At 55.4% G+C, this 22,804-nt stretch carries 30 protein-coding genes; 17 read left to right on the top strand and 13 right to left on the bottom strand.

Features of this window, described 5'->3' with window-relative positions; translation table 11 throughout:
• Positions 1-65: 65 nt before the first annotated feature.
• The 6 genes from flgE to ACM530_RS17435 form a co-directional block, all read right to left on the bottom strand.
• Positions 66-1,376 (bottom strand): flagellar hook protein FlgE, encoded by a 1,311-nt coding sequence (flgE, locus tag ACM530_RS17460; protein ID WP_145159354.1) that lies wholly within the window; start codon positions 1,374-1,376, stop codon positions 66-68.
• A gap of 31 nt (positions 1,377-1,407) precedes the next feature.
• Positions 1,408-2,142: a flagellar hook assembly protein FlgD gene (flgD, locus tag ACM530_RS17455; protein ID WP_242196168.1), complete on the bottom strand. Its 735-nt coding sequence runs from the start codon at positions 2,140-2,142 to the stop codon at positions 1,408-1,410.
• Positions 2,143-2,158: 16 nt separating this feature from the next.
• The gene (flgC, locus tag ACM530_RS17450; RefSeq protein WP_106576134.1) at positions 2,159-2,611 is read right to left on the bottom strand and encodes a flagellar basal body rod protein FlgC; all 453 of its coding nucleotides are present in this window, start codon (positions 2,609-2,611) and stop codon (positions 2,159-2,161) included.
• 3 nt (positions 2,612-2,614) lie between these two features.
• Positions 2,615-3,022, bottom strand: coding sequence for a flagellar basal body rod protein FlgB (flgB, locus tag ACM530_RS17445; protein WP_010208346.1), 408 nt, complete (start codon positions 3,020-3,022; stop codon positions 2,615-2,617).
• 353 nt (positions 3,023-3,375) lie between these two features.
• A complete protein-coding gene (gene cheR / locus ACM530_RS17440) occupies positions 3,376-4,203 on the bottom strand; it encodes a protein-glutamate O-methyltransferase CheR (RefSeq protein ID WP_119741973.1) in 828 nt (275 codons plus the stop codon).
• 43 nt (positions 4,204-4,246) lie between these two features.
• Positions 4,247-5,179, bottom strand: a complete 933-nt coding sequence (locus tag ACM530_RS17435) for a chemotaxis protein CheV (RefSeq protein ID WP_106576132.1) — start codon at positions 5,177-5,179, stop codon at positions 4,247-4,249.
• Between the two features lie 81 nt (positions 5,180-5,260).
• Between ACM530_RS17435 and flgA the strand changes: the two genes are divergently transcribed.
• The 4 genes from flgA (at position 5,261) to ACM530_RS17415 (ending at position 7,850) form a co-directional block, all read left to right on the top strand.
• Positions 5,261-6,019: a flagellar basal body P-ring formation chaperone FlgA gene (gene flgA, locus ACM530_RS17430; protein ID WP_145159356.1), complete on the top strand. Its 759-nt coding sequence runs from the start codon at positions 5,261-5,263 to the stop codon at positions 6,017-6,019.
• Positions 6,020-6,161: 142 nt separating this feature from the next.
• Complete coding sequence (gene flgM, locus ACM530_RS17425; protein WP_145159357.1) at positions 6,162-6,485, top strand: flagellar biosynthesis anti-sigma factor FlgM; 324 nt, start codon at positions 6,162-6,164, stop codon at positions 6,483-6,485.
• A gap of 48 nt (positions 6,486-6,533) precedes the next feature.
• The gene (locus tag ACM530_RS17420; RefSeq protein ID WP_145159358.1) at positions 6,534-7,004 is read left to right on the top strand and encodes a flagella synthesis protein FlgN; all 471 of its coding nucleotides are present in this window, start codon (positions 6,534-6,536) and stop codon (positions 7,002-7,004) included.
• 96 nt (positions 7,005-7,100) lie between these two features.
• Positions 7,101-7,850, top strand: a complete 750-nt coding sequence (locus ACM530_RS17415) for a flagellar brake protein (RefSeq protein ID WP_416362762.1) — start codon at positions 7,101-7,103, stop codon at positions 7,848-7,850.
• A 61-nt stretch (positions 7,851-7,911) separates the two neighbouring features.
• Here ACM530_RS17415 and ACM530_RS17410 read toward each other — a convergent pair whose 3' ends face one another.
• Positions 7,912-9,297 (bottom strand): MFS transporter, encoded by a 1,386-nt coding sequence (locus tag ACM530_RS17410; RefSeq protein ID WP_416362761.1) that lies wholly within the window; start codon positions 9,295-9,297, stop codon positions 7,912-7,914.
• 449 nt (positions 9,298-9,746) lie between these two features.
• On the opposite strand from ACM530_RS17410, the gene ACM530_RS17405 reads away from it, so the two are divergent.
• Complete coding sequence (locus tag ACM530_RS17405; protein ID WP_416362760.1) at positions 9,747-10,958, top strand: tyrosine-type recombinase/integrase; 1,212 nt, start codon at positions 9,747-9,749, stop codon at positions 10,956-10,958.
• Here the strand turns inward: ACM530_RS17405 and ACM530_RS17400 are convergent.
• A complete protein-coding gene (locus tag ACM530_RS17400; protein ID WP_308907905.1) occupies positions 10,955-11,485 on the bottom strand; it encodes a hypothetical protein in 531 nt (176 codons plus the stop codon). The two genes, ACM530_RS17405 and ACM530_RS17400, sit on opposite strands and share 4 nt — an antisense overlap.
• A gap of 129 nt (positions 11,486-11,614) precedes the next feature.
• On the opposite strand from ACM530_RS17400, the gene ACM530_RS17395 reads away from it, so the two are divergent.
• From ACM530_RS17395 to ACM530_RS17385, 3 genes are all read left to right on the top strand, one after another.
• A complete protein-coding gene (locus ACM530_RS17395; protein WP_161776283.1) occupies positions 11,615-11,815 on the top strand; it encodes a helix-turn-helix domain-containing protein in 201 nt (66 codons plus the stop codon).
• A gap of 137 nt (positions 11,816-11,952) precedes the next feature.
• Complete coding sequence (locus ACM530_RS17390) at positions 11,953-12,189, top strand: helix-turn-helix domain-containing protein (protein ID WP_416362759.1); 237 nt, start codon at positions 11,953-11,955, stop codon at positions 12,187-12,189.
• Between the two features lie 156 nt (positions 12,190-12,345).
• Positions 12,346-13,104 carry a hypothetical protein gene (locus tag ACM530_RS17385; protein ID WP_416362758.1) on the top strand — a complete coding sequence of 253 codons (759 nt, stop codon included), beginning with the start codon at positions 12,346-12,348 and terminating at the stop codon, positions 13,102-13,104.
• 105 nt (positions 13,105-13,209) lie between these two features.
• Here ACM530_RS17385 and ACM530_RS17380 read toward each other — a convergent pair whose 3' ends face one another.
• From ACM530_RS17380 to ACM530_RS17370, 3 genes are read right to left on the bottom strand one after another with little or no spacing between them, the layout of a single operon-like run.
• Positions 13,210-13,668: a hypothetical protein gene (locus tag ACM530_RS17380; protein WP_416362757.1), complete on the bottom strand. Its 459-nt coding sequence runs from the start codon at positions 13,666-13,668 to the stop codon at positions 13,210-13,212.
• Positions 13,665-13,928, bottom strand: coding sequence for a hypothetical protein (locus tag ACM530_RS17375; RefSeq protein ID WP_416362756.1), 264 nt, complete (start codon positions 13,926-13,928; stop codon positions 13,665-13,667). The genes ACM530_RS17380 and ACM530_RS17375 overlap by 4 nt, the downstream gene beginning before the upstream one ends.
• Positions 13,925-14,110 carry a hypothetical protein gene (locus ACM530_RS17370; protein ID WP_416362755.1) on the bottom strand — a complete coding sequence of 62 codons (186 nt, stop codon included), beginning with the start codon at positions 14,108-14,110 and terminating at the stop codon, positions 13,925-13,927. Before ACM530_RS17370 ends, ACM530_RS17375 begins: the two co-directional genes overlap by 4 nt.
• A gap of 485 nt (positions 14,111-14,595) precedes the next feature.
• Here ACM530_RS17370 and ACM530_RS17365 point away from each other — a divergent pair, with 485 nt between their 5' ends.
• Complete coding sequence (locus ACM530_RS17365; RefSeq protein ID WP_416362754.1) at positions 14,596-14,835, top strand: hypothetical protein; 240 nt, start codon at positions 14,596-14,598, stop codon at positions 14,833-14,835.
• Positions 14,836-14,906: 71 nt separating this feature from the next.
• Here ACM530_RS17365 and ACM530_RS17360 read toward each other — a convergent pair whose 3' ends face one another.
• A complete protein-coding gene (locus tag ACM530_RS17360; RefSeq protein ID WP_416362753.1) occupies positions 14,907-15,110 on the bottom strand; it encodes a hypothetical protein in 204 nt (67 codons plus the stop codon).
• A gap of 275 nt (positions 15,111-15,385) precedes the next feature.
• Between ACM530_RS17360 and ACM530_RS17355 the strand changes: the two genes are divergently transcribed.
• The 7 genes from ACM530_RS17355 (at position 15,386) to ACM530_RS17325 (ending at position 20,407) form a co-directional block, all read left to right on the top strand.
• Positions 15,386-16,819, top strand: a complete 1,434-nt coding sequence (locus tag ACM530_RS17355) for a PIN-like domain-containing protein (RefSeq protein WP_416362752.1) — start codon at positions 15,386-15,388, stop codon at positions 16,817-16,819.
• Between the two features lie 689 nt (positions 16,820-17,508).
• Positions 17,509-17,925, top strand: a complete 417-nt coding sequence (locus tag ACM530_RS17350; protein WP_017529439.1) for a DUF5681 domain-containing protein — start codon at positions 17,509-17,511, stop codon at positions 17,923-17,925.
• Positions 17,922-18,353 carry a hypothetical protein gene (locus ACM530_RS17345; protein ID WP_416362751.1) on the top strand — a complete coding sequence of 144 codons (432 nt, stop codon included), beginning with the start codon at positions 17,922-17,924 and terminating at the stop codon, positions 18,351-18,353. The genes ACM530_RS17350 and ACM530_RS17345 overlap by 4 nt, the downstream gene beginning before the upstream one ends.
• Positions 18,340-18,558: a hypothetical protein gene (locus ACM530_RS17340; protein WP_092359525.1), complete on the top strand. Its 219-nt coding sequence runs from the start codon at positions 18,340-18,342 to the stop codon at positions 18,556-18,558. Before ACM530_RS17345 ends, ACM530_RS17340 begins: the two co-directional genes overlap by 14 nt.
• Entirely contained in the window at positions 18,555-19,388 is an 834-nt protein-coding gene (locus tag ACM530_RS17335) for a hypothetical protein (RefSeq protein WP_416362750.1), read from the top strand. Before ACM530_RS17340 ends, ACM530_RS17335 begins: the two co-directional genes overlap by 4 nt.
• Positions 19,389-19,457: 69 nt before the next feature.
• Entirely contained in the window at positions 19,458-19,802 is a 345-nt protein-coding gene (locus tag ACM530_RS17330; RefSeq protein WP_416362749.1) for a hypothetical protein, read from the top strand.
• Between the two features lie 8 nt (positions 19,803-19,810).
• Positions 19,811-20,407: a tail assembly protein gene (locus ACM530_RS17325; RefSeq protein WP_416362748.1), complete on the top strand. Its 597-nt coding sequence runs from the start codon at positions 19,811-19,813 to the stop codon at positions 20,405-20,407.
• A 35-nt stretch (positions 20,408-20,442) separates the two neighbouring features.
• On the opposite strand, the gene ACM530_RS17320 is transcribed toward ACM530_RS17325, so the two are convergent.
• Positions 20,443-21,627 carry a hypothetical protein gene (locus ACM530_RS17320; RefSeq protein WP_416362747.1) on the bottom strand — a complete coding sequence of 395 codons (1,185 nt, stop codon included), beginning with the start codon at positions 21,625-21,627 and terminating at the stop codon, positions 20,443-20,445.
• Between the two features lie 570 nt (positions 21,628-22,197).
• Here ACM530_RS17320 and ACM530_RS17315 point away from each other — a divergent pair.
• Positions 22,198-22,803 (top strand): recombinase family protein, encoded by a 606-nt coding sequence (locus ACM530_RS17315; protein ID WP_416362746.1) that lies wholly within the window; start codon positions 22,198-22,200, stop codon positions 22,801-22,803.
• Position 22,804 lies beyond the last annotated feature (1 nt).

The raw sequence follows: 22,804 nt of genomic DNA, 5'->3' as shown, positions 1-22,804 counted from the left end.
GGCAGGCAAAAAAAAGCCCCTCGATCGAGGGGCTTTTGGTGCGCGTGCGCGTCAGGCCAACAGCATCAGGTCATCTGAATGATGGTCTGCATGATGGTGCTCTGAGTGGAGATGGTCTTGGCGTTCGCCTGATAGTTGCTCTGGGCCTTGATCAGGTCCACCAGCTCGTTGGTCAGGTTGACGTTGGAGTTCTCCAAAGATTTGGACACGATCGAACCCAGGGTACCGGCTTGCGGGGTGTCATAACCCGGCTGGCCCGATGCATAGGTTTCTTTCCAAGTGGTGCCGCCCGCCGGCTGCAGGCCTTGTTCGTTGTTGAAGCTGGCCAGGGAAAGCTGGCCGATGGACTTGCTCTGCTGGTTGCTGAAGGTGGCGAACAATACGCCGTTACCGTCAATGTTCAGGCCGGTGATCTGGCCGGTGGCGTAGCCATCGGTGACCGGTGGGTTACGGTAGGTGGCCGAGTTGTACTGGGTGATGTTGCTCATGTTGATAGCAATCCCACCAGGGTTGGCGTTCGCACCGTTTTGGGTCCACACGCCGTCGGTCACTGTGCCTGGCACCCAGCCGGTCAGCTGCAAGGTGGTGCTGGAAGTGGTGCCCGTGACAATCCCGGTGAGCTTGCCGGAACCGTCGAAGCTCAACGTCGAGGCGACCGGCGGCGTCGAGCCTGTGCCGGTAGGCGCCGAACCGTCAGGGTTACGGCCATCGATCAGGGTGTAGGATTTCCAGGTGTTGGAATCTGTTTTCACCAGGTATTGCACCATTGGGTGGGCGTTGCCCTGGGTGTCATACAAGGTGGTGTTGTATTGGGTGCTGAAGGTGGTGGAGTCCGTTGGATCAAACGGCTTGGTCGTCTGATCGATCACCGGCGAAGACGAGTTCAGGTTACTGGTGGAATCGACTTTGGTGGACGCCTTGGGCGGCAGGTTCGACAGGTTCAGTTGCAGGTCGGTCAGCGCGCCCTTGATGATGTTGCCGTCGGCGTCCGCCGCGTAACCTTGCAGGCGCGAGGTGCCGGTGTTGTTGGTGATGTAGCCATCCTTATCCGAACGGAAGGCACCGCTGCGGGTGTATTCCAGCGAGCCGTCACTGCCCTTCTGAACGAAGAAGCCGCCGCCCTGGATCGCCATGTCCAGCAAACCACCGGTGTTGTTGACGTCACCCTGGGTGAACTGCTGGGAAACGGCTGCCAGGTTCACACCACTGCCAACACTGTTCTGGCCGGTGCCCAGCTTGGACGCGGCGTAGATGTCCGAGAACTCGGCACGGGACGACTTGAAGCCCGTGGTCGCGACGTTGGCGATGTTGTTGCCGGTCACGTCCAGTTGTTTGTTGGCCGCATAGAGGCCGCTAAGGCCGATGTTAAAAGACATGTTTCTCTCCTTCTGCCGTATTTAGCCGGCTCTATGTACCGATAGTCTGAATTTGCGACAGCTTGACGCTGCCCATGCCGCCGGCAAGGTTGAGCAGCATTTCGCCGCCGGTCTGGCTCAACGTCACGCTGGTCACTGTTGCCGGCAGCGAGGTCAACAAGGCAACCGAGTCGCCCGTATCATTTTTGGTGCTGGCCGCGAAGGTATAAGTCCCGGCGGGTGCGACCTCGCCGTTATCGTCCTTGCCATCCCAGATAAAGCTGGAATCACCGGCGCTTTGGGCGCCCATGTCGAGGGTGCGGACCACGTTGCCGTCCTTGTCGGTGATCTTCACGGAGACGTTGCCCGTCGCCGCGGTCACCGCCACCGAGCCGGTCATGCTCTTGCTGGTATCAACCATGGCCTTGTCGGTCTGGGTGATGATCGAACGCCCGACCATCGACGACGCCTGCAGCGCTTGCGAGGAGCTGAAGTTGCTGGAGATCGCATTCACCGAGTCGTTCAGGGTGTTGATGCCTTCCAGGCTGCTGAACTGAGCCAGCTGGGCCACAAAGGCGCCGTTGTCCTGTGGCGACAGCGGGTCCTGGTTTTTCAGCTGGGTTACCAGCAGCTGCAGGAATGCATCTTTACCCAGCGCCTGGTTACCGGTGGCCGCCGTGGCCACCGAAGCGAGGCCGCTGTTGTCCGTCGAGGTCTTGACCTTGGAGTTGAAAAGGTCCTGAACCGGCGTGTTGGTTGTCGTAGAAGTGCTATCAACAATTGCCATTATTTGGCGCCCCTTATCACTGACCCAGGGTCAGGACCTTCTGCATCATGGTTTTGGCGGTGTTCATCATTTCCGCGTTGGTTTGGAACGAGCGGCTGGCGGAAATCATGTCGGCCATTTCCTCGACCACGTTGACGTTGGGGTAGTACACGTAACCCTTTTCGTTCGCGGCGGGATGGTTGGGTTCGTAGCGGGCTTCCAGATTGCTCTGGTCTTCGACCACGCCAAGCACCTGCACGCCCTGGCCTGCGGCGTCCTGGTTCTGGAACAGCGAGTCGCCGCTACCGCTCTGGCCACTTTGGCCGTCCTGAAACATGGTGGCGAACACCGGGTGACGGGCACGGTAGGTCTGGTCAATGCTCGAAGACACGGTCTCGGCGTTGGCGATGTTACTGGCGACGGTGTTCAGGCGCGTGGTCTGCGCGCTCATGCCACTGCCGGCAATATTGAAAACACTGGCTAAGGACATGGCTTACTCTCCACGCAGGGCTGACATCAGCCCTTTGAATTTGCTGTTGAGCAGGGTGAAGCTGGCCTGGAAGTTCACCGAGTTTTCGGCGTAGGCCGATTGCTCCAGCTGAGCGTCGACGGTGTTCTGGTCGATCGATGGCTGCATCGGCGTGCGATACAGCAACGACTCGTCACCATTGCTCAAGCCTTGCGCTTCAATATGACGGCTGTTGGTCATGTTCAAGGCGAAGGTGCCGTTCTTGGTCTTGTCCTGCTGTGCGGCGAGCACGGCAGAGAAGTCCAGGTCCCGAGCCTTGTAGTTCGGGGTGTCGGCGTTGGCAATGTTGTTGGCCAGGACTTCGGCACGCTGCGCGCGGAAGCCCAGGGCTTGTTCGTGGATACCGAGCGCTTTATCGAAGCTGATGCTCATGGCGGAAACCTTTAGGCTGACCTGCTTTTCGTAACAGGGTTATAGCAAGGCGCATGCCAATTCCATCGAGGCCCGTAATTCAAGGGTTTGCGGAGAGTTTGCCGGTGGCAATGCCAGAAAAGCGGCAACGACCTTCCGCGTGGCGCCAGTAAAGCGGCAATACCGGTTGCCGCTTTTATGCAAACTGCAGGCAGTGACACGGCTGCTTGGACGACAGGTTCAGCAGGCAGCCCTTCAATGCAATGGCCTGAACACTGAATATTGCGTCGCCTGGGCTTGAACCCTGCCGAATCGCGCGCATAAAAAACGGGAGGCCTTTGGGGGCCTCCCGTTTTTTAATGCTCATGTGCCGATCACTTGGCCTGGTAAATGATACCGGGACTGCACTGCACCATCTGGTAATGATCCGGCAACCCGTTCAGCGCCTCGGACGCACCGAGGAACAGGTACCCACCACGCTTGAGCGTGCCGTGGATGCGCAACAGGATGTCTTTCTTCACTTCGGCCGAGAAATAGATCAGCACGTTGCGGCAGAACACCATGTCGAACTTGCCCAGGCTGGCGTAGCTGTCGAGCAGGTTGAACGAACGAAACTCCACCCGGCTCTTGATCGGTGCCTTGACTGCCCAGCGCCCCGCCCCTTTGGGGTCGAAGTAACGCTGCAGGCGCTCTTGAGACAAACCACGGCCCAAGGCCAGGCTGTCGTACTCGCCAGTCTTGCAATTGGTGAGCATGGTGCCGGACAAGTCAGTGGCGACAATCTGCGCCCCGGCCTTCAACTGGCCCATGTTCGTGCGCTCGAATTCGTCGATGGACATCGAGATCGAGTACGGTTCCTGCCCCGAGGAGCAAGCGGCCGACCAGATACGCAAGCGCTGGCCCGGGCTGGCCTTGATGGCCTCCGGCAGCACTTTGTTCTTGAGCACTTCGAAGGGGTAGGTATCCCGAAACCACAGGGTTTCGTTGGTGGTCATGGCATCCACCACCATTTCCTTGAGCCCGCTGCGCGGCTGGCCCTGAATGCGCTGGACCAACTCGCCCAGCGACTTGATGCCCTGCTGCTCCATCAGTTTGTTGAGGCGGCTGGATACCAGGTACTGCTTGTTTTCACCGAGCAATATGCCACAGGCTTTTTCCAGGAAGACCCGGAACTGTTCGAAATCCAAATTACCCGTAGACAATGATACCGCCTCTTAAATCGTGTGACTGCCAGGGGAACTCCCCTTAGCCGTGATCTGCTGCCTTGATCCGGTCGACTACCCGGGATGCCAGGTCATCAGGGCGGAATTTGGCCAGAAAGTCATCGGCACCGACCTTCTTGACCATCGCCTGATTGAATACGCCCGACAACGAAGTATGCAGGATGATATGCAATTTTTGCATGCGTGGATCGTTGCGTATTTCGGCCGTGAGCGTGTAGCCATCCATTTCCGGCATCTCGATGTCGGAGATCATCATCAAAAATTCTTCTTCCGGCTTCTTGCCTTCGTCCACCAGCTTGCGCAGGTAATCCAGGGCCTGGCGACCGTCGTTGAGGGCCACCACTTCCACGCCGACGGTCTGCAGGCAACGGCTCACTTGCTTGCGCGCGACCGAGGAGTCGTCCACGGTCAGCACGCGCAGCGAGATTGCCTTGTGCGCCGTTTCGGCGTCGACGACGCCTACCGAAATCGACTCGGAGGTCGGTGCCACTTCCGCGAGGATCTTCTCCACGTCGATGATTTCCACCAACTGGTTATCGACCCGTGTCACCGCCGTCAGGTAGTGATCGCGCCCCGTGCCCTTGGGCGGCGGGTGGATTTCCTCCCAGTTCATGTTGACGATGCGTTCCACCGAGCGCACCAGAAAACCCTGGGTCTTGGTGTTGTATTCGGTAATGATCACGAACGGATTCTGACGGTCCTGCAGCCCCGCAGAGCCGGTGGCCAAGGCCAGGTCAAGAATGGGAATGGTCGCACCACGAATGTTGGCCACGCCACACACCACCGGACTGGACTTGGGCATGATCGTCAGTTTGGGACACTGCAGCACTTCCCGCACTTTAAACACGTTGATGCCGTACAGCTGCTTGCCGTCCAGGCGAAAAAGCAACAACTCCAGGCGATTCTGCCCTACCAGCTGTGTGCGCTGGTTTACTGAATCCATTACTCCTGCCATGCCCAGACTCCTACGCAAAAACCTTAGGGGTACGACGCGTACCCAACACTAAACGGCACGAGCTTTGCTATTTATTGATTTATGAACCTTAAAACGACAGTTTCCCGACGCATCCCACGCTACCGCAGAGTTGTCTGCGTCTGGCTGGCGTTGCTTGCCTTGGGCACGGGCACCATGGCCCGTGCAGATAATGTCACCCTGCCTGATCTCCTTATCGGCGTCACTCAAGGCTTTCTTGAATTCACTGTAGAAGATTATCTGGCGACCACGCAGACGCCGGGACGTTATGAAATTCAGGTGAACCAGTTGGACCCGCGCCTGCGCATGCCCATGTGCGACAAGGAATTGACAGCCACCCTGGAAAGCCCCGCCCAGCCCATCGGCCGCGTGACGGTCAAAGTACGCTGCGACGGCGCCTCGCCCTGGACTGTGTTCGTCCCGGCGCAGGTCAAACTGTTTCGTGATGTAGTGGTTGTCACACGCCCGCTCAAACGGACGGGCATCATCGGGTTTGAAGACGTTGCCTTGCGTGAGCGGGATATCAGCTCGATCAGCCAGGGTTATCTCACCTCTGTGGACCAGGCCGTCGGGCAAAAACTTACCCGACCAATGGTCGCCGACCAGGTGATTACGCTGGTGCATCTGGAACAGGCTGAAGTGATTCGCAAGGGCGACCAAGTGGTGATTTCCGCCAGCAGCGGCGGGCTGACGGTAAAGATGCCCGGCGAGGCGCTGTCCAATGGCGGCATGAGCGAACAGATCCGGGTCAAGAACCTCAATTCCAATCGCGTGATCAAGGCACAGGTGATGGCGCCAGGCCAAGTCGAGGTCGCTTTATAGATCACTGGTATCAAACGCCAGCTTTTCCTACACTGTGCTCTGGATGTCGACCTGTACAGGTTTATTGTCAATCGAGCCTAAAGTTTGTCCGGGTATGGCCGAAAACATGGCAAGCGTCCAAATACCCAGAGGTTTTTTTATCATGGTCATCGATTTCAGTCGTTTGAATAACACCCCGGCATTGCCCGGCAATACGCGCACCAGCGGTGCCAAGGACAGCGTAGAAGCCAAGGCCCAGCCAGCGCCCGCCAAGACCGAACAGGCCAGCGCCAGCCAAAGCGGGGAATCGGTTCACCTGAGCAATGAGGCTCAACAGTTGCAAAAGGTCACTGACTCGCTGCGCGACCAGCCGGTTGTCAATAAAGCCCGTGTGGCCGAGTTGAAACAGGCCGTTGCCGATGGCAGCTATAAAGTCGACAGCAGCCGTGTAGCCAGCAAGCTGCTTAACTTCGAAGCCGAGCGCTAGGCAAAGGCCTGCGCAGGGCTTTTGGACGCTTAAAACCCAAGGCCAGCCATGCACCACGACGAACATTTGCTTCAACTGATCATTGATGATCTGGCGCCGACGCAACATTTGCTCGAGCTGCTAAAGGAAGAGTCCCTGGCCCTGTACGGCCGGGACATGCGCTTGCTGGAAGAAATTCTGGCGCGCAAGCAGTCGCTGATTGTGCTGCTTGAGCAGCACGGCAAAAAGCGCAGCGAAATTCTTCTCAGCCTGGGCCTCCCGGCTGATCACGACGGCCTCGCACAATTGGCCAGCCACTCTTCGGTTGGCGATCAGTTGCTGGCGCAGAGCACCGCACTTAATCAATTACTTGCCCAGTGCCAGGAGGCCAACCTGCTCAACGGTCAGTCGATCCAGCTGCAGCAAGCGACGACGGCCAACCAGTTGCGCATCCTTCACGGCGGAGAACCCCCGGCGCTGTATAACGCCCAGGGTTCCACCTCGCGTCTGGTCAAGCCAAGCACCCGCAGCCAAGCCTGACAGTGGTTTACAGCGCGCCCTATCCAAGGCGCGCTACATGCTGGCAAAATGCCGGTTCTTGCGTGTAGTCGTATTTTGTCTGGAGATGGAAGAACCGTGTTCAACGCCCTTAATGCGGAAGATGCTCCGCAGCCACCCAAGGTGCTCACCACGCCTCTGGAAATCGCCAGCACATTACGGATGCTGCAAGAAAGCCATGATCCACTGATCATCACTTTCCATGAACGCAGCCAGCGCTTTCAAAGCTACCTGGTGGACGTTGACCGGGACAGCAAGACGCTGATCCTGGACGAAATGATTCCGCGTGACGGTGAACGCTACCTCGAGAATGGCGAACCCTTTCGTATCGAAGGTTTCCACGATGGCGTACGCGTCGCCTGGGAAAGCAACGGCACACTGACCATCAGTGAAAAAGACGGCCACCGCATCTACACCGGCAGCATGCCCGACGAGGTGGTTTACCACCAACGCCGCAATGCCTTTCGCGCGGCGTTGAAGCTGGCGCAACTGGTCAGCATCGAACTGGGCGGCGAGAAGCTCAAGGCGCCGATCAGCGGCAAGCTTCTGGACATCTCCGCCACCGGCTGCAAATTGCGCTTTGAAGGCGACATTTCCGAGCGCCTGCAGCTGGGCCAGGTCTATGACCGCTTTATTGCCGCCCTGCCCTTTGGCAGCATGACCACCTCTGTCGAGCTGCGTTACCTGCACTTCGAAGACAAGATCAACACCACCTTCGCCGGCGTGCGCTTTCACAACATGAGCGGGCTGGTGCAGCGCCAGGTTGAGCGGTTTGTGTATCAGTTGCAGCGCGAGGCGCGACGCTTTGACAAAGACGATGATTTTTAAGCGTTAAGCATTGCGGCAAAAAAAACGGGCGGATCCTGATGGGATCTGCCCGTTTTTGCATTCAGGGGCGCGCCCTGCTCAAGTCGTGAGGATGCTCCTCCGGCCCCAGAGGTTCCGGCGGCCCTTCGAAAGCTGGCTCGTCTACTGGTGGCTGTGGATCAGTTTCGGGCTCAGGATCCGGCACGGTAGTCTGCATCTGCTCCTGCACCACCGCCTCGTCCACCCGAGGGTCCAGGCATGCCACCAGCGGCGAGCTGGACATGCTGTCAGGCATTGCCACGTGGTGCAGCGGCGCATCGTCCACTTGGTGCAGGTTGGTCACCGCCTTCGGCCGGATACGCCACACCAGAATCAACGCACACAGGCTGAAAAACGCATACAGCATATGGCTGCCGAACAGCTTCATGACCACGCCCGCCAGGAGCGGCCCGACACTGGCGCCGATGCCGTAGGTGACCAGCAACATCGCGGTCAGCGACACCCGCCGATCACCCTCGACGTGGTCATTGGAAAACGCCACCGCCAACGGATACAGGCAGAACTGCACCAGGGAACACAAGAACCCGGCCACGAACAGCACTTCCAGAGGCACCTTGGTGAGCAGCGCCAACGGCAACGCTGCCACCGCCAGGCATAAGGCAAAACACCGAATCAGCAGGGCGCGGTCATAGCGGTCTGAGAGCCAGCCCAAAGGCCACTGCACCACCAGCCCGGCGAAAATGCAGCTACCCATGAACAGACCCACTTGCTCGGTGGTCAGGCCTTGCTGCGAAGCATAGAGCGGTGCCAGACCATAGAACGAACCTACGATCAGCCCTGCGCCCAGCACAGTACTAAGCGACTGAGGCACGCGCTTTATAAAGAAGCGCGGCTCCATCGGCGCAGGATGCAAAGGCGCCGGGTGAATGCGCCGGGTCATGGCGACCGGCACCAGGCACAGGGCGAAGCACAGCGCGACCAACATCAGCAGCTCGAGGCCGAGCTCCGGATGCATCACCAGGATCAGTTGACCCAGCACCAGCCCGAGGTAGGAGGCAATCATATAACCGCTGAATACCACGCCACGCTGCTTGGCGTCCGCCTGCTCATTGAGCCAGCTCTCGATGACCATGTACTGGCACATCATCCCCAGGCCCACGATCATCCGCAGTACGATCCAGGCGGGCAGCCAGTTGATCAGGCCATGGCCCAAAACGGCAGCCCCGACAATCCCGGCACACGTGGCATAGGCACGAATATGCCCGACACGGGCGATCAGGCGGTGCCCGATCTTGCCGCCCAACACCAGGCCAAAGTAGTTAGCCGCCATCAGCGCACCCACCCACAGACTGTCGACGTGGTCGGCTGCCAAGCGTAAGGCAAGGTAGGTGCTGAGCAGGCCGGACCCGATCAACATCATCAAGGAGGCGAAATAAAGGGCTCGAAAAGATTTCCAGATCTGGCGCATCGGCGTTCCGAGCGGCTCCTTGCAGTGAGAGTCAGGGCTATCGGCATGATAGTCCGGGGTTGCCGGGTCCGGACAGGCGATATCGGCTGTATCCGGGGAATATTTTGCATATGGCTCAGACGCTGCCTGGCCATATGCAAGGTACACAGTTTGCGATAAATACACCGCGCACCTGCTGTGAACCCTCAACGGCTGCAAGGTTCGACCGGTGTTCACCAAGCGCGCACAAAAAAGCCCCGCCAGAGCGCTCTGGACGGGGCTTTTTCACAGGTGCTGAATCTGGTGTCCCAGGGCCGGTTCGAACGGCCAACCTTCCCCTTAGGAGGGTCATATCAAGCACAGCCACCATTGAGGTAGCCCAGCATTTATTGGCCTTAGCGTCCGGTTGTGTCCGTAAAAACGACCCCGTATAGTTCTTTTTGCACCCACCATGCACCCATGGGAACAAATTGAAAGAGAAGCTAACAGCCAAACTGCTGGGATCACTGCAGGTCACTGGCAACGAATACGAAGTTCACGATACCACCGTCGGCGGTCTATTCGTGCGTGTTACTGCCGCAGGTGCAAAGTCTTACGTCGTCTCTTGGGCCCGTGGCCGGAAGAAGACTTTAGGCCGTGTCGGCATTCTCACGCTTGATCAAGCGCGCACTGAGGCCACTCAGTACCTCGCAGAAGCCCGAGCACATGGAGAGCCTCTGGCGGTCACTCAAGGCCGAAGGGGCGCCACCCTACCCTCCTTGCGCGACTTCATTGATGACACCTATATGCCGTGGTTCAAGGCTCATCACAAAGGCCACGAGAAGACGCAGCACACCCTCAGTAATAACTTCGACCCAATCATGTCCCAGCGTCTCGACGCGATCACCGGCCGCGATCTGGAGCTGATCCGCACCGCCTGGATGCAGGACGGCAACAAGGCCTCGACGGTGAATCGAAAAATGGGCTCGATCAGCGGTGTTTTCAGTCGTGCCGTTGAGTGGGAGTACATCGATACACACCCGCTGACCAAGCTGAAACAGCTCAAAGTCGATTCAAAGGGGGTGATTCGCTACCTGGCTGCTGACGAGACCAAGCGTCTACGCGACGCCCTGGACGCTCGACAAGATGAAATGAGGGCCGAGCGTGAGAGTGCAAACACGTGGCGGACGGACCGCCACAGAGAGCCGATGCCAAGCCTTCTGCAACTGCCCTTCACCGATCACCTGAAGCCAATGGTATTGGTATCGTTGAATACCGGCATGAGGCGCGGAGAGCTGTTCGACCTGAAATGGTCAGCGGTGAACTTCGACACGAAGACAATCACAGTCGCCGGGGCCACCACCAAGACAAGCGATACGCGCCACATCCCCATGAACAAGGAGACTATTGGTGTGCTGGAAGCCTGGAAGAAGCAGGTGAGCAAGTCGCCGTATGTCTTCCCAGGTCAGGGTGGCGGTCGCTTTGAGGACGTCAAAAGCGCCTGGCTCAAGTTGCTTGAGCGGGCGCAGATCGACGGATTCCGCTGGCACGATATGCGTCACGACTTTGCGTCACGCCTGGTAATGGCCGGCGTACCGCTCAACACGGTGCGGGATCTGCTGGGGCACGCCGATATCAAGATGACTTTGCGCTACGCACATCTGGCGCCCGGAACAAAGGCCGCTGCTGTGGAGCTGATTTAGAACGGCGGCTCAAAGGGGACAATGGTCCGGCTTTCTTTATTTTCCTCTACGTGCTCAAGAAGGTAATTCCATAAATTCCGAATATTTCCGCGATCAAGATAGCCCACACCTTCGATCTGCCAGTGAGTGCCAATCTTTGCGGCCCCCTTATCAAGGAAGACCGGAGACGCCTTGATCGTCTCCCAAATGCGCTGCTCCTCAAATGTGAGGAGATTAGGCAAGTGATAGCAGAGATTGATAAAGCGCTCGCTTTCGTCAGTTGACCACACCTCACTTACGGCACTGGCTACCGACCAATGCTCCGTATTTCCTCCATCATGGAATGGCACGTCAAGATCAAAAACCAATGCTTCAACTGCAGCCTCTACGACCCCAGTAATTGACTGCCGCTTTACCCGAGAAATGACATCGATCGTGAATTTGACCTTTGGGTCTAACCGGAGGGTCAGTGTTTCTGTCTTCCGCGATCCTTGGTTAGGTCTGTTCTTGGCCATCTCAAAATCTCCGAGCCATAAATCGAGCGACAATCCTAATCCGTACGTCCGAGCGAGTCCATACGTTCATACAAATCATATAGCATCAGTTGACGTACAGTATTCTCTAGGAATAGGATTGCTCCACGGCCACTTAATTCTAATGGCCGATGGAGAACCAAAATGCTTGCAGCAGAACAACCAGCAGCCTTGTCCGTCAGCGTCGAAGACGCAGCTCGGATCGTCGGATACTCGCGATCGGGTGTGTATGAGTTGATAGCAAAGGGAGAGATCAAAACCTTCAAGCTTGGTAGGCGTCGTTTGATTCTGATGACTGAACTTAAAGTCTGGATCGAACGAGCAGCGAAGGAAGGTGCCCGGTGATTAGCGCGATGCCCCTGGAAAGAGGACCGGAAGGGATTGAATCAAGAGAACTGAGTGATGAGAGAGAGCGTTAAGGCGGTGTTCGAGCACCGCCCTAACGAAAACACACTGGATAGCACCAACGTGAAGGCCAAACTATGACACGTCATTCTTCAACAGAGCAAGACAGCAAGATGATGGAGGCCCTGCGAAACGGGCCGGTATCGACCATCGAAGCCGCAAAAGAATTGGATATTGTCCAGCCGCCAAACACCATTCGTCGACTTAGGAAAAAAGGTCAAGAAATCCGCACCTACTGGACGCATCAGTCCACTGAGCCAGGACGACCGCCACACCGCGTGGCCAAGTACATCCTGATGCGCGAAGCGTCGTAATCCGGAGACTGCAAGGGACGCCGCGAAATTGCGGCGTCCCTTGCGCCTGCCTGCGAGCTGCTGGCGGGCTTCAGCCCGTTGTTTATCCAGCCGAGTTACGCTGAGGTCGATTCAGTGGAATGCCTAGCCACAAAACTACTTAGCCGTGGAGACACGGTGAGCATTGAGCGTGGGCAGCTCGTCATTCAACCGGCGAGCGGCAAGCCCGTGCCGCCTGAGTGGATCAACACCAACCGGGCCAGGCTTTGCCGTGAAGCGCTTATTTCGTTAGGCCTGGATGCTTTCGAGTACACGGATTATTCAACTGGCCACTATGGCAAAACCCGGAGCGCCGGTATCACGTTGCGGTTCGTCTCGCTAGTAAATGGGGAGTCTGTATACGCCGTTTTCAATGCAGACCTGACCCGTCAGCGGAACACAGCCGCAGCTAAGGCTGGCACGCTGCTGCCCAGGGGACAATTCCGTATAGGTAAGCGCAGCCACTTCTACAAATTCTGGATGGGCACGGGCTTGCCATTCCCTCGGCGCCTTTCAGCTATGCACGATTACATGGGGAAACTGCGTGGCGTCATGCTGACCGGATTGCTGACTGACGACCGTATTAACGCCGGCAGTTTGGCGCCTATCAGCCTGACTGCCGAGCAATTCAGAAAGGCAATTTTGCCGGACAAATTCCGGACAATATCCGGACAACTGCCGGACAACTTCCGGACAAGAGCCCCGGACAAGGAAAACGCTCCAGCCCATGCAGTGCGCGGGTTACAGCCGATTTCAACTACGTGCGTTTCAAACCACGAAAACAAGTTAATAAGAAAGGACGAATACAAGACAGCTTCCATAACTGATTTACCTATTCCTAAGCCTCCTCAGGATCAGAGTGTTGACGAGTGGTTGGAGGCATACAGTTCGACCTGATCTGCTTTGCCGAGAAGGCACCAACGGCCAGCAAATGAAAAAAGGGCACCACCCTGTTTCGGGGTAGTGCCCTTGATGCTGCGAAGGTTTGGTAGTTTGCCAGCCCTACTCCAGCACCACCGCGCGGTATTGCTGATCGCCGCCCAGGTTATCCGAGCCGAAAATGGCCCGATTGACAGCTCTCCGGCTCTCCAGCATCAGGTCGTGTTCATCATGCGTGCCGATGCCCGCACCCACCCACTCTGGCACCTCCTTGCGGCGTCGCATCTCGTTCAAGTGCGTCCACCACCGGGTAGCGTGTGCACGCTCGGCAGAAATCGCCACGGCCGCCTCTTGGTTCGCATCATCCAACTCGTTTTCCATGCACTCGCACCACTGATAAATTTTCGTGGACCAGTCATTCGACTCGAGGGTGCCGAGTTGCGCGAAAGCGTTGCCGGTACTGTCTTCGGGGAAGTGCTGGAGCATCAGCGTGAAGATCGCATGCATGTTGTCGAGCGCTGCCTGCGCTTCGTACAGGTCACTAATGGCGGTCTCGGCGATTGTCTTGTAGGAGCGGCTCATTGATCACCCCCGGCGCCCAGTGCAGCACACCCGACCAGCGCGGCGGCGATTTGCTCGCGGTTGCAGTCGGCGGTGTTGGCTCCGTCAGCGGCTAGGTTCCACGCAACGTCTACCAGATTGCGGACGTGCTGACTGGTTCCCTTATCTGCTAGAGCGGCATAGAGAACCGCCTCAACCTTGCGCAGGGCGATCTGGGCGCTTTCGAGATCCTCAAGCGCATCATGGGCGACTTCTTGGATGGTGCGGGCCTGGGCGCTCATACGGCACCCCCTACGCATACACCGCGGAATGGGGCGGAGCCTGGAAGAACCTTGAAACTGATGTCGCCCAGGATCTTCAACGGGGCCAGCTCGGTGAGCTTGATATTGGCCGGAAGCGCCATGGTGGCGATGATCTGGCCGCGCGCATCCAGAATTTGGATGGTATTCTGTTTAAATTGCATGACGTAAACCTTCAAGTGGCGTCGTGTGATAGCCAGGCCGCTGTTAGCGCAGCGGCTTGGCACCTCTTCAAGATCGGCGAAATCCTTTGCCAATCGACCGGCGAATATTCCGCTGGTTACTACTTTCCCTTCTCACTGATCCAGCCCGCCGCCCAGCTCAATGGGTCTCTTGACGCCATCGGCTTAAGTGGCTTGCCATCCCGCGCTGCCTGCTTGCCTTCCTCCTCTGTTTCTTCGTGAACCCATACTGTTGTGCGCTTGAAGCCTGCCGCTTTCTGGCGCTCTGCAAACTCTCTCTGCCTGTCCGCGCCTGTTCGCTTCGCTTTGTCCTGCTCAATCACGTCTAAAGCCTCTGTTAGTGCTGACAATTTGATACTGTCATCTTGTTAGTGCTGACGCAATAGAGGCATGCAAAATAATTGCAGATAGCTAATGCAAAGCACGCTGCTGCCGAGACAAGGAGGTATCTAAAACGAGGTTTTCAAATGATTTTGTTGATTAATATGGTTGCTAAGAAAATTCTGGCTGCTGTGATCGCCCTAGCATCGCTTATCTCGGGGACTTGCTGGATGGCTTCGGCAAGTGCTCAAGTGGACTCTATTGGCGCCAGCGCTAAGGCAGCAGAGATGCTAATCAAGTATTCAGCTTTACTAAATCAGTCGGCTGCCGTTGCAGCTATGGTTGCTGGCGTTTGCATCGCGTTAGCGCTCTGTTTAGCTGACTAACCCTTACAGAAGCTGGCCGGCCGGGCGATCGCTGCTTAAGACCGCACCCTTCGAGACTTGAGATACGGGAGTTACAGCCACATCTGCCTGATCACCTGGCGCGGATCGGCGCCAGCGGATATTGCTGAGATAGCGTCCTTGGTCAACTGGTCCAGAGCCTGCTGTTCGAACGCCTCGGCCATGGATGCAGCCTTGCGCACGATCAGCAGCGCCAGTTCGGGCGGGAACGTGGTCTTGGATGGGTCGGGCAGATAATCGCAATCGATGACTGACATACGGGCTCCGGAGATGCTCTGACTTCTCAGGGTATCTCGACGCCGTGGCAGGTGAAAACCCTGCATACACGCGAAAAGGCAGTGAATTATCTCACTGTGTGACGATTTGGTCTCACCGAGACGGTTTGGTCTCACTGAGAACGTCGAAAATTTCGCGAATAGCCTTGAAAGCATTTTGCCATCCCCATACCGTGGCTCAAGTCAGGGATACCCTGTCAAAAATTTATGAGACAGACCAAACGGTTTGATTCAGATGATGAGGTCTGTCTCATATCATGCTAAGCAGCGAACCAGTGTCGGTTTGGGCTTCAACGATAACGTCTGGAGGGCACATGAAGGGACTCTTTCCACAATATAACGATGTCAGCACGGTAGACTATGACGACGTTTGGAAAAACGCGCTGTTTGTATTCGACACAAACGTACTTTTAAATTTATACAGGTATCAGACGAATACCCGTGAAGAGTTAATCACTGTATTGGGCGAACTATCAGATAGAATCTGGATACCGCACCATGTAGCACTAGAGTTCCAAAGAAATCGACTCCATGTTGTAGCGGATCAAAGCAGGCGCTTCTTTGAAATACAGGACGTTATAGAAAAAGCAAAATCAAGCCTCTCGAACGACATCGACAAACTTCAACTACACAAACGTCACGCACTGATAAACCCTGACTCTTTGATATCAGGATTTAAAGAATTAGCAGACAAATTCCTGAAAGAACTAAAAACACTACAAGAGTCGCAACAACAACTAACCGCAACCGATCCTTTAAAACAACAAATCGAAGATTTATTCGACGGAAAAGTTGGTCCATCTTTTCCAACTCAAAAAGACATAGATGATCTATTCAAAATTGCAGACATCAGATACAAATGCAAAATACCACCTGGTTATGAGGACTCCAAAAAGGACAAACACAGCATCGACGAGTTCGCCCACCGAGGAATAATTTACAAGCGCAAATACGGTGACTACCTCGTATGGCGTCAAATTCTTAACCACATCAAAAATGCAAAAATAGAAAAAATTATTTTTGTAACAGATGATGGAAAGGAAGATTGGTGGAGAAAAATCGATTTACAAGGTTCCAAAACAATCGGACCCCGTCCCGAGTTGACAGAGGAGGCTTCTGAGGCTGGTGCGGAAACTTTCCTAATGTACAAGCCAGAAGGCTTCCTCAAATTCTCACAAACTTTCCTCAAAGCCAAGATATCCGAACAAACATTAAATGAAGTAAGAGACATTTCGTCCGCCAACAAAAATAAATTTAGCACACTCAACCCAGCGCATCCGTACTCCGCTCTGTACACCGCAATAGCGAACTGGATACTTAATATTTATCCAATACTGGAAGAATCATCCGAAGGTTATATTGACTTCATAGCCCAAAACGGCAATGAACACCATGCTTACGATGTTAGACACATAGACACTTTGGACGTTGATGTAATATCAAGGGTTATCCGACAAGGGATAAAAATTAGCCACATCTCAAAATTTACCACAATAACAATTTTCCTTGTTTTGAGTAACAATATCGACACCGTTGAAGCAATTAAGTCGCTGCAGAACATTGAAATATCCAAGGCACCTGAGAATGTTCACGTGGCCATTGCACACTTTGATGAAAGCGGCTTCCCAAAATTAAAAGTTTCTCACATATCTCAATTAAAAGAGCTTTGTAACTTTTACTTTGTTGAGTAAGACGGTTAAGCCTGACAGCAGGCTGGAGCAGGTGTTGCCGCGACAGCAACACCCTCACTCAAATGTGATCCTTGCTCACCTTCAAACCATCCTGACCCGAGTGGGATTCCCTCACTCTGCCTGGGCGGCGAACTGCCGAGGATTTCTCTGTGGTTCGTAAATCCCACCGATCAGGGTATTCCACCAGTGGTGGATCATACTTCCGCGCCACGTTTTCAAATCCCGCAAAACGTGGCGCGGAAACCCGACATACCGAAACGGTAGGTCAGCCCTCCCCGCTCCATCCTCAATCTGAGATCGGACTGAGCCGGAAACCCGGCTGCGTATCACTTTGCCTACCCCAGACTTACTGCAACAGAAATTCCCTCCTCAATCCGCTGCAAACCAACTATTTCAGTCCCGTTTAATCCGGTTATGTGTATCACCTAGAGTGCACCTAAAAAGCACTGGATAAATGATCAGATCATGCCTAATGTGAGTTTTTGAGCCACTCAAAACCCATTCGAGGCAGCACCTATGAACACAGCTAAGCCAGCCCGAGGACGCCAGCACAAACCAACTCGATCCGAAGTTGCCGCCGCCTGGGGCCGCCTTCGCGAAGCCGCAGCAGACGGAAGCGTTCAAGCATCCGCCCTGCTGATAGCGCTCGCCGAAAACAAACCGGTCATCGCTATGGAATCGCCCGCCGCATGACTGATCGCGATAAAGCCGGCAAATGGAAGCCCGGACAGTCGGGTAATCCTGGCGGTCGATCCGGCCAGACGCAGGAGCTGCGCGCCCGACTCGCGGAAGGTGCAGACGCCGTGACAAAGAAGGTTCTGACAGCGGCCAAGAAGGGCGATATGCAGGCTTGCCGCCTGATCCTTGAACGCCTGGTACCGCCAATCAAGCCAACTGCCGAGACAGTGTGCTTCGACCTTGACGATACCGACCTACCCAGCGCAGCCAAATCAATCCTTCGCGCAGTTGCCGCCGGCGAGCTACCGCCAGATCAGGGCAAAGCATTGATTGAAGGGCTAGGCGCTGTTGCCCGTGTAATCGAAGTTGCCGAGCTACAGAAGGCCGTCGAAGAACTCCGCGAACAGATGGAGGGAATGCGGCAATGAGCATTAAGTGGATGCGGGCCGAGCTCAAGCGAATTGCAGAAAAGATCGGCGCAGACGACGAAGAGACAGTTCTCGTTATGTTGACGGTGGTGGACTGCAGGGTTGACGCGGTTGAGGACGAGATGGACTACCCGAAGACCGTGGGCCATTCGTTCAACTATCCCGTCCTGGGCGTACAGACGGTGATGCACTTCCCACTCTGCACCATGAACAGCTATGACGCGGCCAATCTAGCAGAGGCGTTCATTCTCCACGTCCGCGCAATTGAAAGCCTCCGCCGTCCCGCTCCAGTAGGTGTGATGGATATGCGGCCATTCCCAAGCGCTAACGCTTGGATCTTCCCGCCATTGGCTGATGGGCAACACATCAAAAATCACGTCGCAGAACAATACCGACTGATCATCGAGGCCCGCCATGAACATCCGTAGCCAGGTGGCCAAGTTGCGCCAGCAATCCGGTCTCACCCAGTTCAATCGCGACGTGCGAGAGATCAGCGCCCTTATGGACGAGTTGCACGCCGCAGCAACCGGCGGCGGCCCCCAAGAGAGCGTGTCCCTATTCGAGATCCTGAGCGAAGCCTCAGACCAACAAACGGCCGAACCACGGCCAGACAATCAAAAGGTAACCCAATGAAAATCGGCAAACGATCCGTTCTCAAAGTTGGCTTGGCCAATCTCCACTACTCCGAATACGAGCACTCCCAGGTAGAGGCCAGAACCTTCAATATTCAGCGCCCCGATGGCACCAAAGGAACCTGGCAGGCCGGTGGCTTGCTGAAGTCCGTTCGCCATTTGCAGGGATTGTCGCTGGAGGCGTTCAAGGACCTCGGTGAAGAAATTCTCTCAATTCGCGAGAACAAGGACCTCAACGCCGCTGCCATTGAGCGCAAGGGCAAAGAGCAGATTGATGGAATCATCCCCGCTCTGATGCCGGCGATGGAGAAGGCGGCAAAAGATATGCTCACACTGGCCCAAACAGTGGCCAGCGGGTTTGCAGCGGTCACGCCTCGCGCTAGCTCGGACGTTGTTGGTTTCCTGGCTGATCAGGAGCTTCGAGCCATCGTGCGAGGCCTCAAGCCGGAGGAGCGTCAGCGGCTAGTGGCTGAAGCGCGCGCTGGTAGTCACCCCGACGTTGTAAAGGCCGTGCTCAGAGCCAACCCAATGCTCTCCGGGCTATCGCCAGAGGCGGCTGACAGCCTTTCGCGCGCAGGTATTGCCGCGTCCCGCGCCGAAGACATTGAAGGGCTCAAGCAGATGCTAGCGATCTACGATGACGTGCTGGCCACCGCCTCCAATGCCGGTGTCGCACTGAGCGGCATGGTTGCCAATTCGAATGGGTACACCGGCCGGTTTGAGAAGTGGCGATCGGGCTGTGAGGGCTCCGAAGCACTTCGCGAATGGCTGGCGAAAATGCCCACTCGCACCTCTGCAAAAGCGACCCCTGATCAATCCGAAGCGGCCTAACTGACCATCCGTGCGCTACGCAAGTATTGGTAGCGCCGATCAGCCGGCTGATTCTTTGAGTAAAAAGACATGACGTTTCAAGAGCGCTTTACCGAGGCGTGCAAAACGCAGAAATTCAAACCCTACGAACTGATCCAGGGGCCGGACGCCGGCTACACGGTGTGGGAGGTCCAGCACGTCAGTGGTGGCCAACAGGTGACAGTCGACGGCCCCTTCTTCACCGAGGAAGAGGCCAGGGTTTCGGCCGATCTGCTGAGAGGGACATTCCGCGGCGCCCGGGCCAGCGATTCGATCTACAACCGGGTGTGGAACTACGACCCGCGCCAGGAGCAATTGACCATCGATCAGGCGCGTATGTCGCGCGCTGTGCTCGCCATTCGCCTTGGGCTTCCAGCCCCTTCCACCAATCCATAGGAGGCCATATGGCCGCTACAGCAATTGAATATGCCCCACTCACCACCATCAAGCTGTGCGGGCAGCTACGGCAATTCGGTAAGTCCTATCAATTCTCCGTCCGCACGCCGGCCGAGGCCATCAAAGCACTGTCAGTGCAGATCCCAGGGTTTGAACGGTTTCTGTCGAATGCGAAGTCTCGCGGCCTCGTGTTCGCGGTATTTCGAGGCAAGAAAAATATCGGTGAGGGTGAGCTTGGGTTTCAAGGCAAGGGCGACATCATCATCGCCCCCGTGATAGTGGGCAGCAAACGCTCTGGAGTTCTTCAAACCGTAATCGGCGCCGTGCTGATCGCAGCGTCATTCTTCACGTTCTGGGCGCCTCCCGTATCGGCCGGTCTATTTGCATCTGGCGTGGGTATGGTCGCCGGCGGCGTGATCCAGATGCTCAGTCCCCAAGCCGGTGGTCTCAAGACCAGCGCAGCGCCGGAGAACACGCCATCGTATGCATTTGGCGCAGCCCGAAACACCACTGCTTCGGGCAACCCAGTACCGCTTTGCTGCGGTAACCGGCGCTGGGGTGGAGCGATCATCAGTGCTGCGATTTACGCCGAAGATCAAGTTTAAAAAAACCAAGAAAATAAACTAGATCCTAAACAGGTTCATTCATCACGAGACTTGGAAAAACCAAAAATCTTCTCTTGCTGATTTACAAAGTAATCATGAGTAAATGAGATAATATCTACATAATCCTCATAAATTATATGCAGTTGATTGCTGTAGTGCTCCGAGCGTGGAAAAACTCGCCAATGGACTGGCTCCCCCGGAAAAACTTCAATCTCACCGTCGCTACGCAAAACTATTATACGGTCGTCCATTTCCAAGACAGTCCCAAATGGTGCAGTTCCCGTTGAAACGACATCACCATCAAATGGGAGGCTCTGCCCGCCTAAATATTCAAACTTAGAATTAGATTTTTTTTCTGCTTTATAGGAGGAGTTGTAATTGCTGACAGATATCGCTCCGCCAGATATTTTATACATCTTCTCTCTGCTGCCCCATACGAAATCAGGCTCAGCAACACCGCTCAATCCGAAGATTTCTCGCTGATCAATAATTCGATCAAACACACGAATTTTCTTCTTAGTTCCCGGGTCTTTCTCCTCTCTAAAGCTGGCCATAAACGCGTCTTCAGAGGTCCACCCCATTACGCTTTGAAATGCCCAGTCGCAAGCACTACAGGCTTGGGTGGCGAGCTGTCTAGCATTTCCAAGCGAATCAAAACTGCTTCGTGGAACGCTGAAATCAAATAGCCCGTCCGTGCCTGCAGCCGTGGCCAGCGCGCTAAACCGCTCGGATGCTTTAACCTGAAATATACTTGCGTCATGATGTTTATTTAACCGGCTCTCTCTTGAACGAGTAGAGGCAGTTCGTGGAAATGAATAGAGACCTTCATTGCCACCTGCAAAAAATTGGTTATAGTAAACTTCTGTATCTGTAGGGAGAAAGTTAAACGGGCTAGTCTGTGTCGACCAATACTCGCGAGACCGCATGTTTTCCGCATGCAAATTAGCCTCAGAAAGTCTTGAAAGCTGCAACTTTATAGGATGTTCAACATGGGGGTCGCGCAAAATTCTACGAACCTTAGTGTTATAGAACAAATCACTATCCGAAAAGGCCACTCTAATCGCAGTCTGAATTTCTAGATGTTGATCTGCTATATCATCTATAAATGCCTCCCAGGCAACCTTATGGAGCTCTCCCCCATCACCCAAAAGGATAAGTTCACCAGAGTAGATTTGAGAATCCCAGTAACTTCCGGGTATGCTAAGTTTCACAGAGCGCATTTTTTGCCCCTATGTATCTTGGCCATCTGCGCTTTCGAGATAAACCCGAACCCCTTCCAGCTAGTCAAAATTACTTCCGTAGGCCTATCCCATGGAGCTATCCAGTGCGCGACTGGGTAGCCATGCCAATTTTGATGAGAATCACCCACAAATTTTGCAACATGGAGAGGGCAACCAATGGGCGGTGGAGCTATTCCAATAGGCTGCACAGAGCCACCACCAACATTTAGACCCCAATAGCAGTCATTTCCGAACCAGTCTGCTGAAGCGGCAAGCTCAAAACATACTTGCTCCTCAGGAAGTGAGATCGTCCATTGGGACTTAATTCCTGCAAAAGCTCTGCTTCGATGCTGCGGATTTGGCGTGTAGATCAAAGGCCCTCTCCCTGAGCGCGTACCTAGTTCCTAATAGTATCGAAGACTCCTATGCGCCTTTCTCGATGTCAAGCTCTCTAGGGTATGCCTATCCAGATACAGGCTTATTTTACCTTTTCCGTGCTTTTCGCTTGATAAGTAACACCCATAGTGCAACAGTATTAGTAGAACGCCCTAACTGATACAGGCACCCATCATGTTCATCCGCGCATACCTCCGAGCCTCCACCGAAGAACAAGACGCCGGCCGTGCCCGGGCGTCGCTCGAGCAGTTCGCCAGCGACCATAACAAGGTCATTGCAAGCGTGTACCTGGAGAACGCCAGCGGCGCCACAGCCGACCGGCCTGAGCTGCTGCGCCTGCTCAAGGATGCCCGCAAGGGTGACGTATTGCTGGTGGAGTCGATAGACCGCCTCTCCCGCTTGCCGGTGGAGGATTGGCAAAAGCTGAAGGCTGCGATCGACTCCAAGGGGCTGCGCATCGTCGCGCTCGACCTACCGACCAGCCACCAGGGAATGCAGGACACCAAGGGCGACGAGTTCACCGGGAGAATGCTGGGGGCGATCAACTCTATGCTTGTGGAGATGATGGCCGCGATCGCGCGCAAGGATTACGAACAGCGCCGCGAGCGTCAGGCGCAGGGTATCGAGAAAGCGAAAGCCGCTGGCAAGTATCAAGGTCGCCCAGTCGATGAAGAACTGCACAAGCGGGTAAAGGAGCTGCTCGGCGCAGGCCTTGGCATACGAGCCACAGCGAGGCACGCGAACTGCTCAACCACAACGGTCCTGCGAATTAGAGGATAGC

Origin of the sequence: Pseudomonas sp. NFX183, assembly GCF_047943075.1 — a bacterium.
Classification (GTDB): Bacteria; Pseudomonadota; Gammaproteobacteria; order Pseudomonadales; family Pseudomonadaceae; genus Aquipseudomonas.
This window is presented reverse-complemented; position numbering and strand designations above follow the sequence as displayed.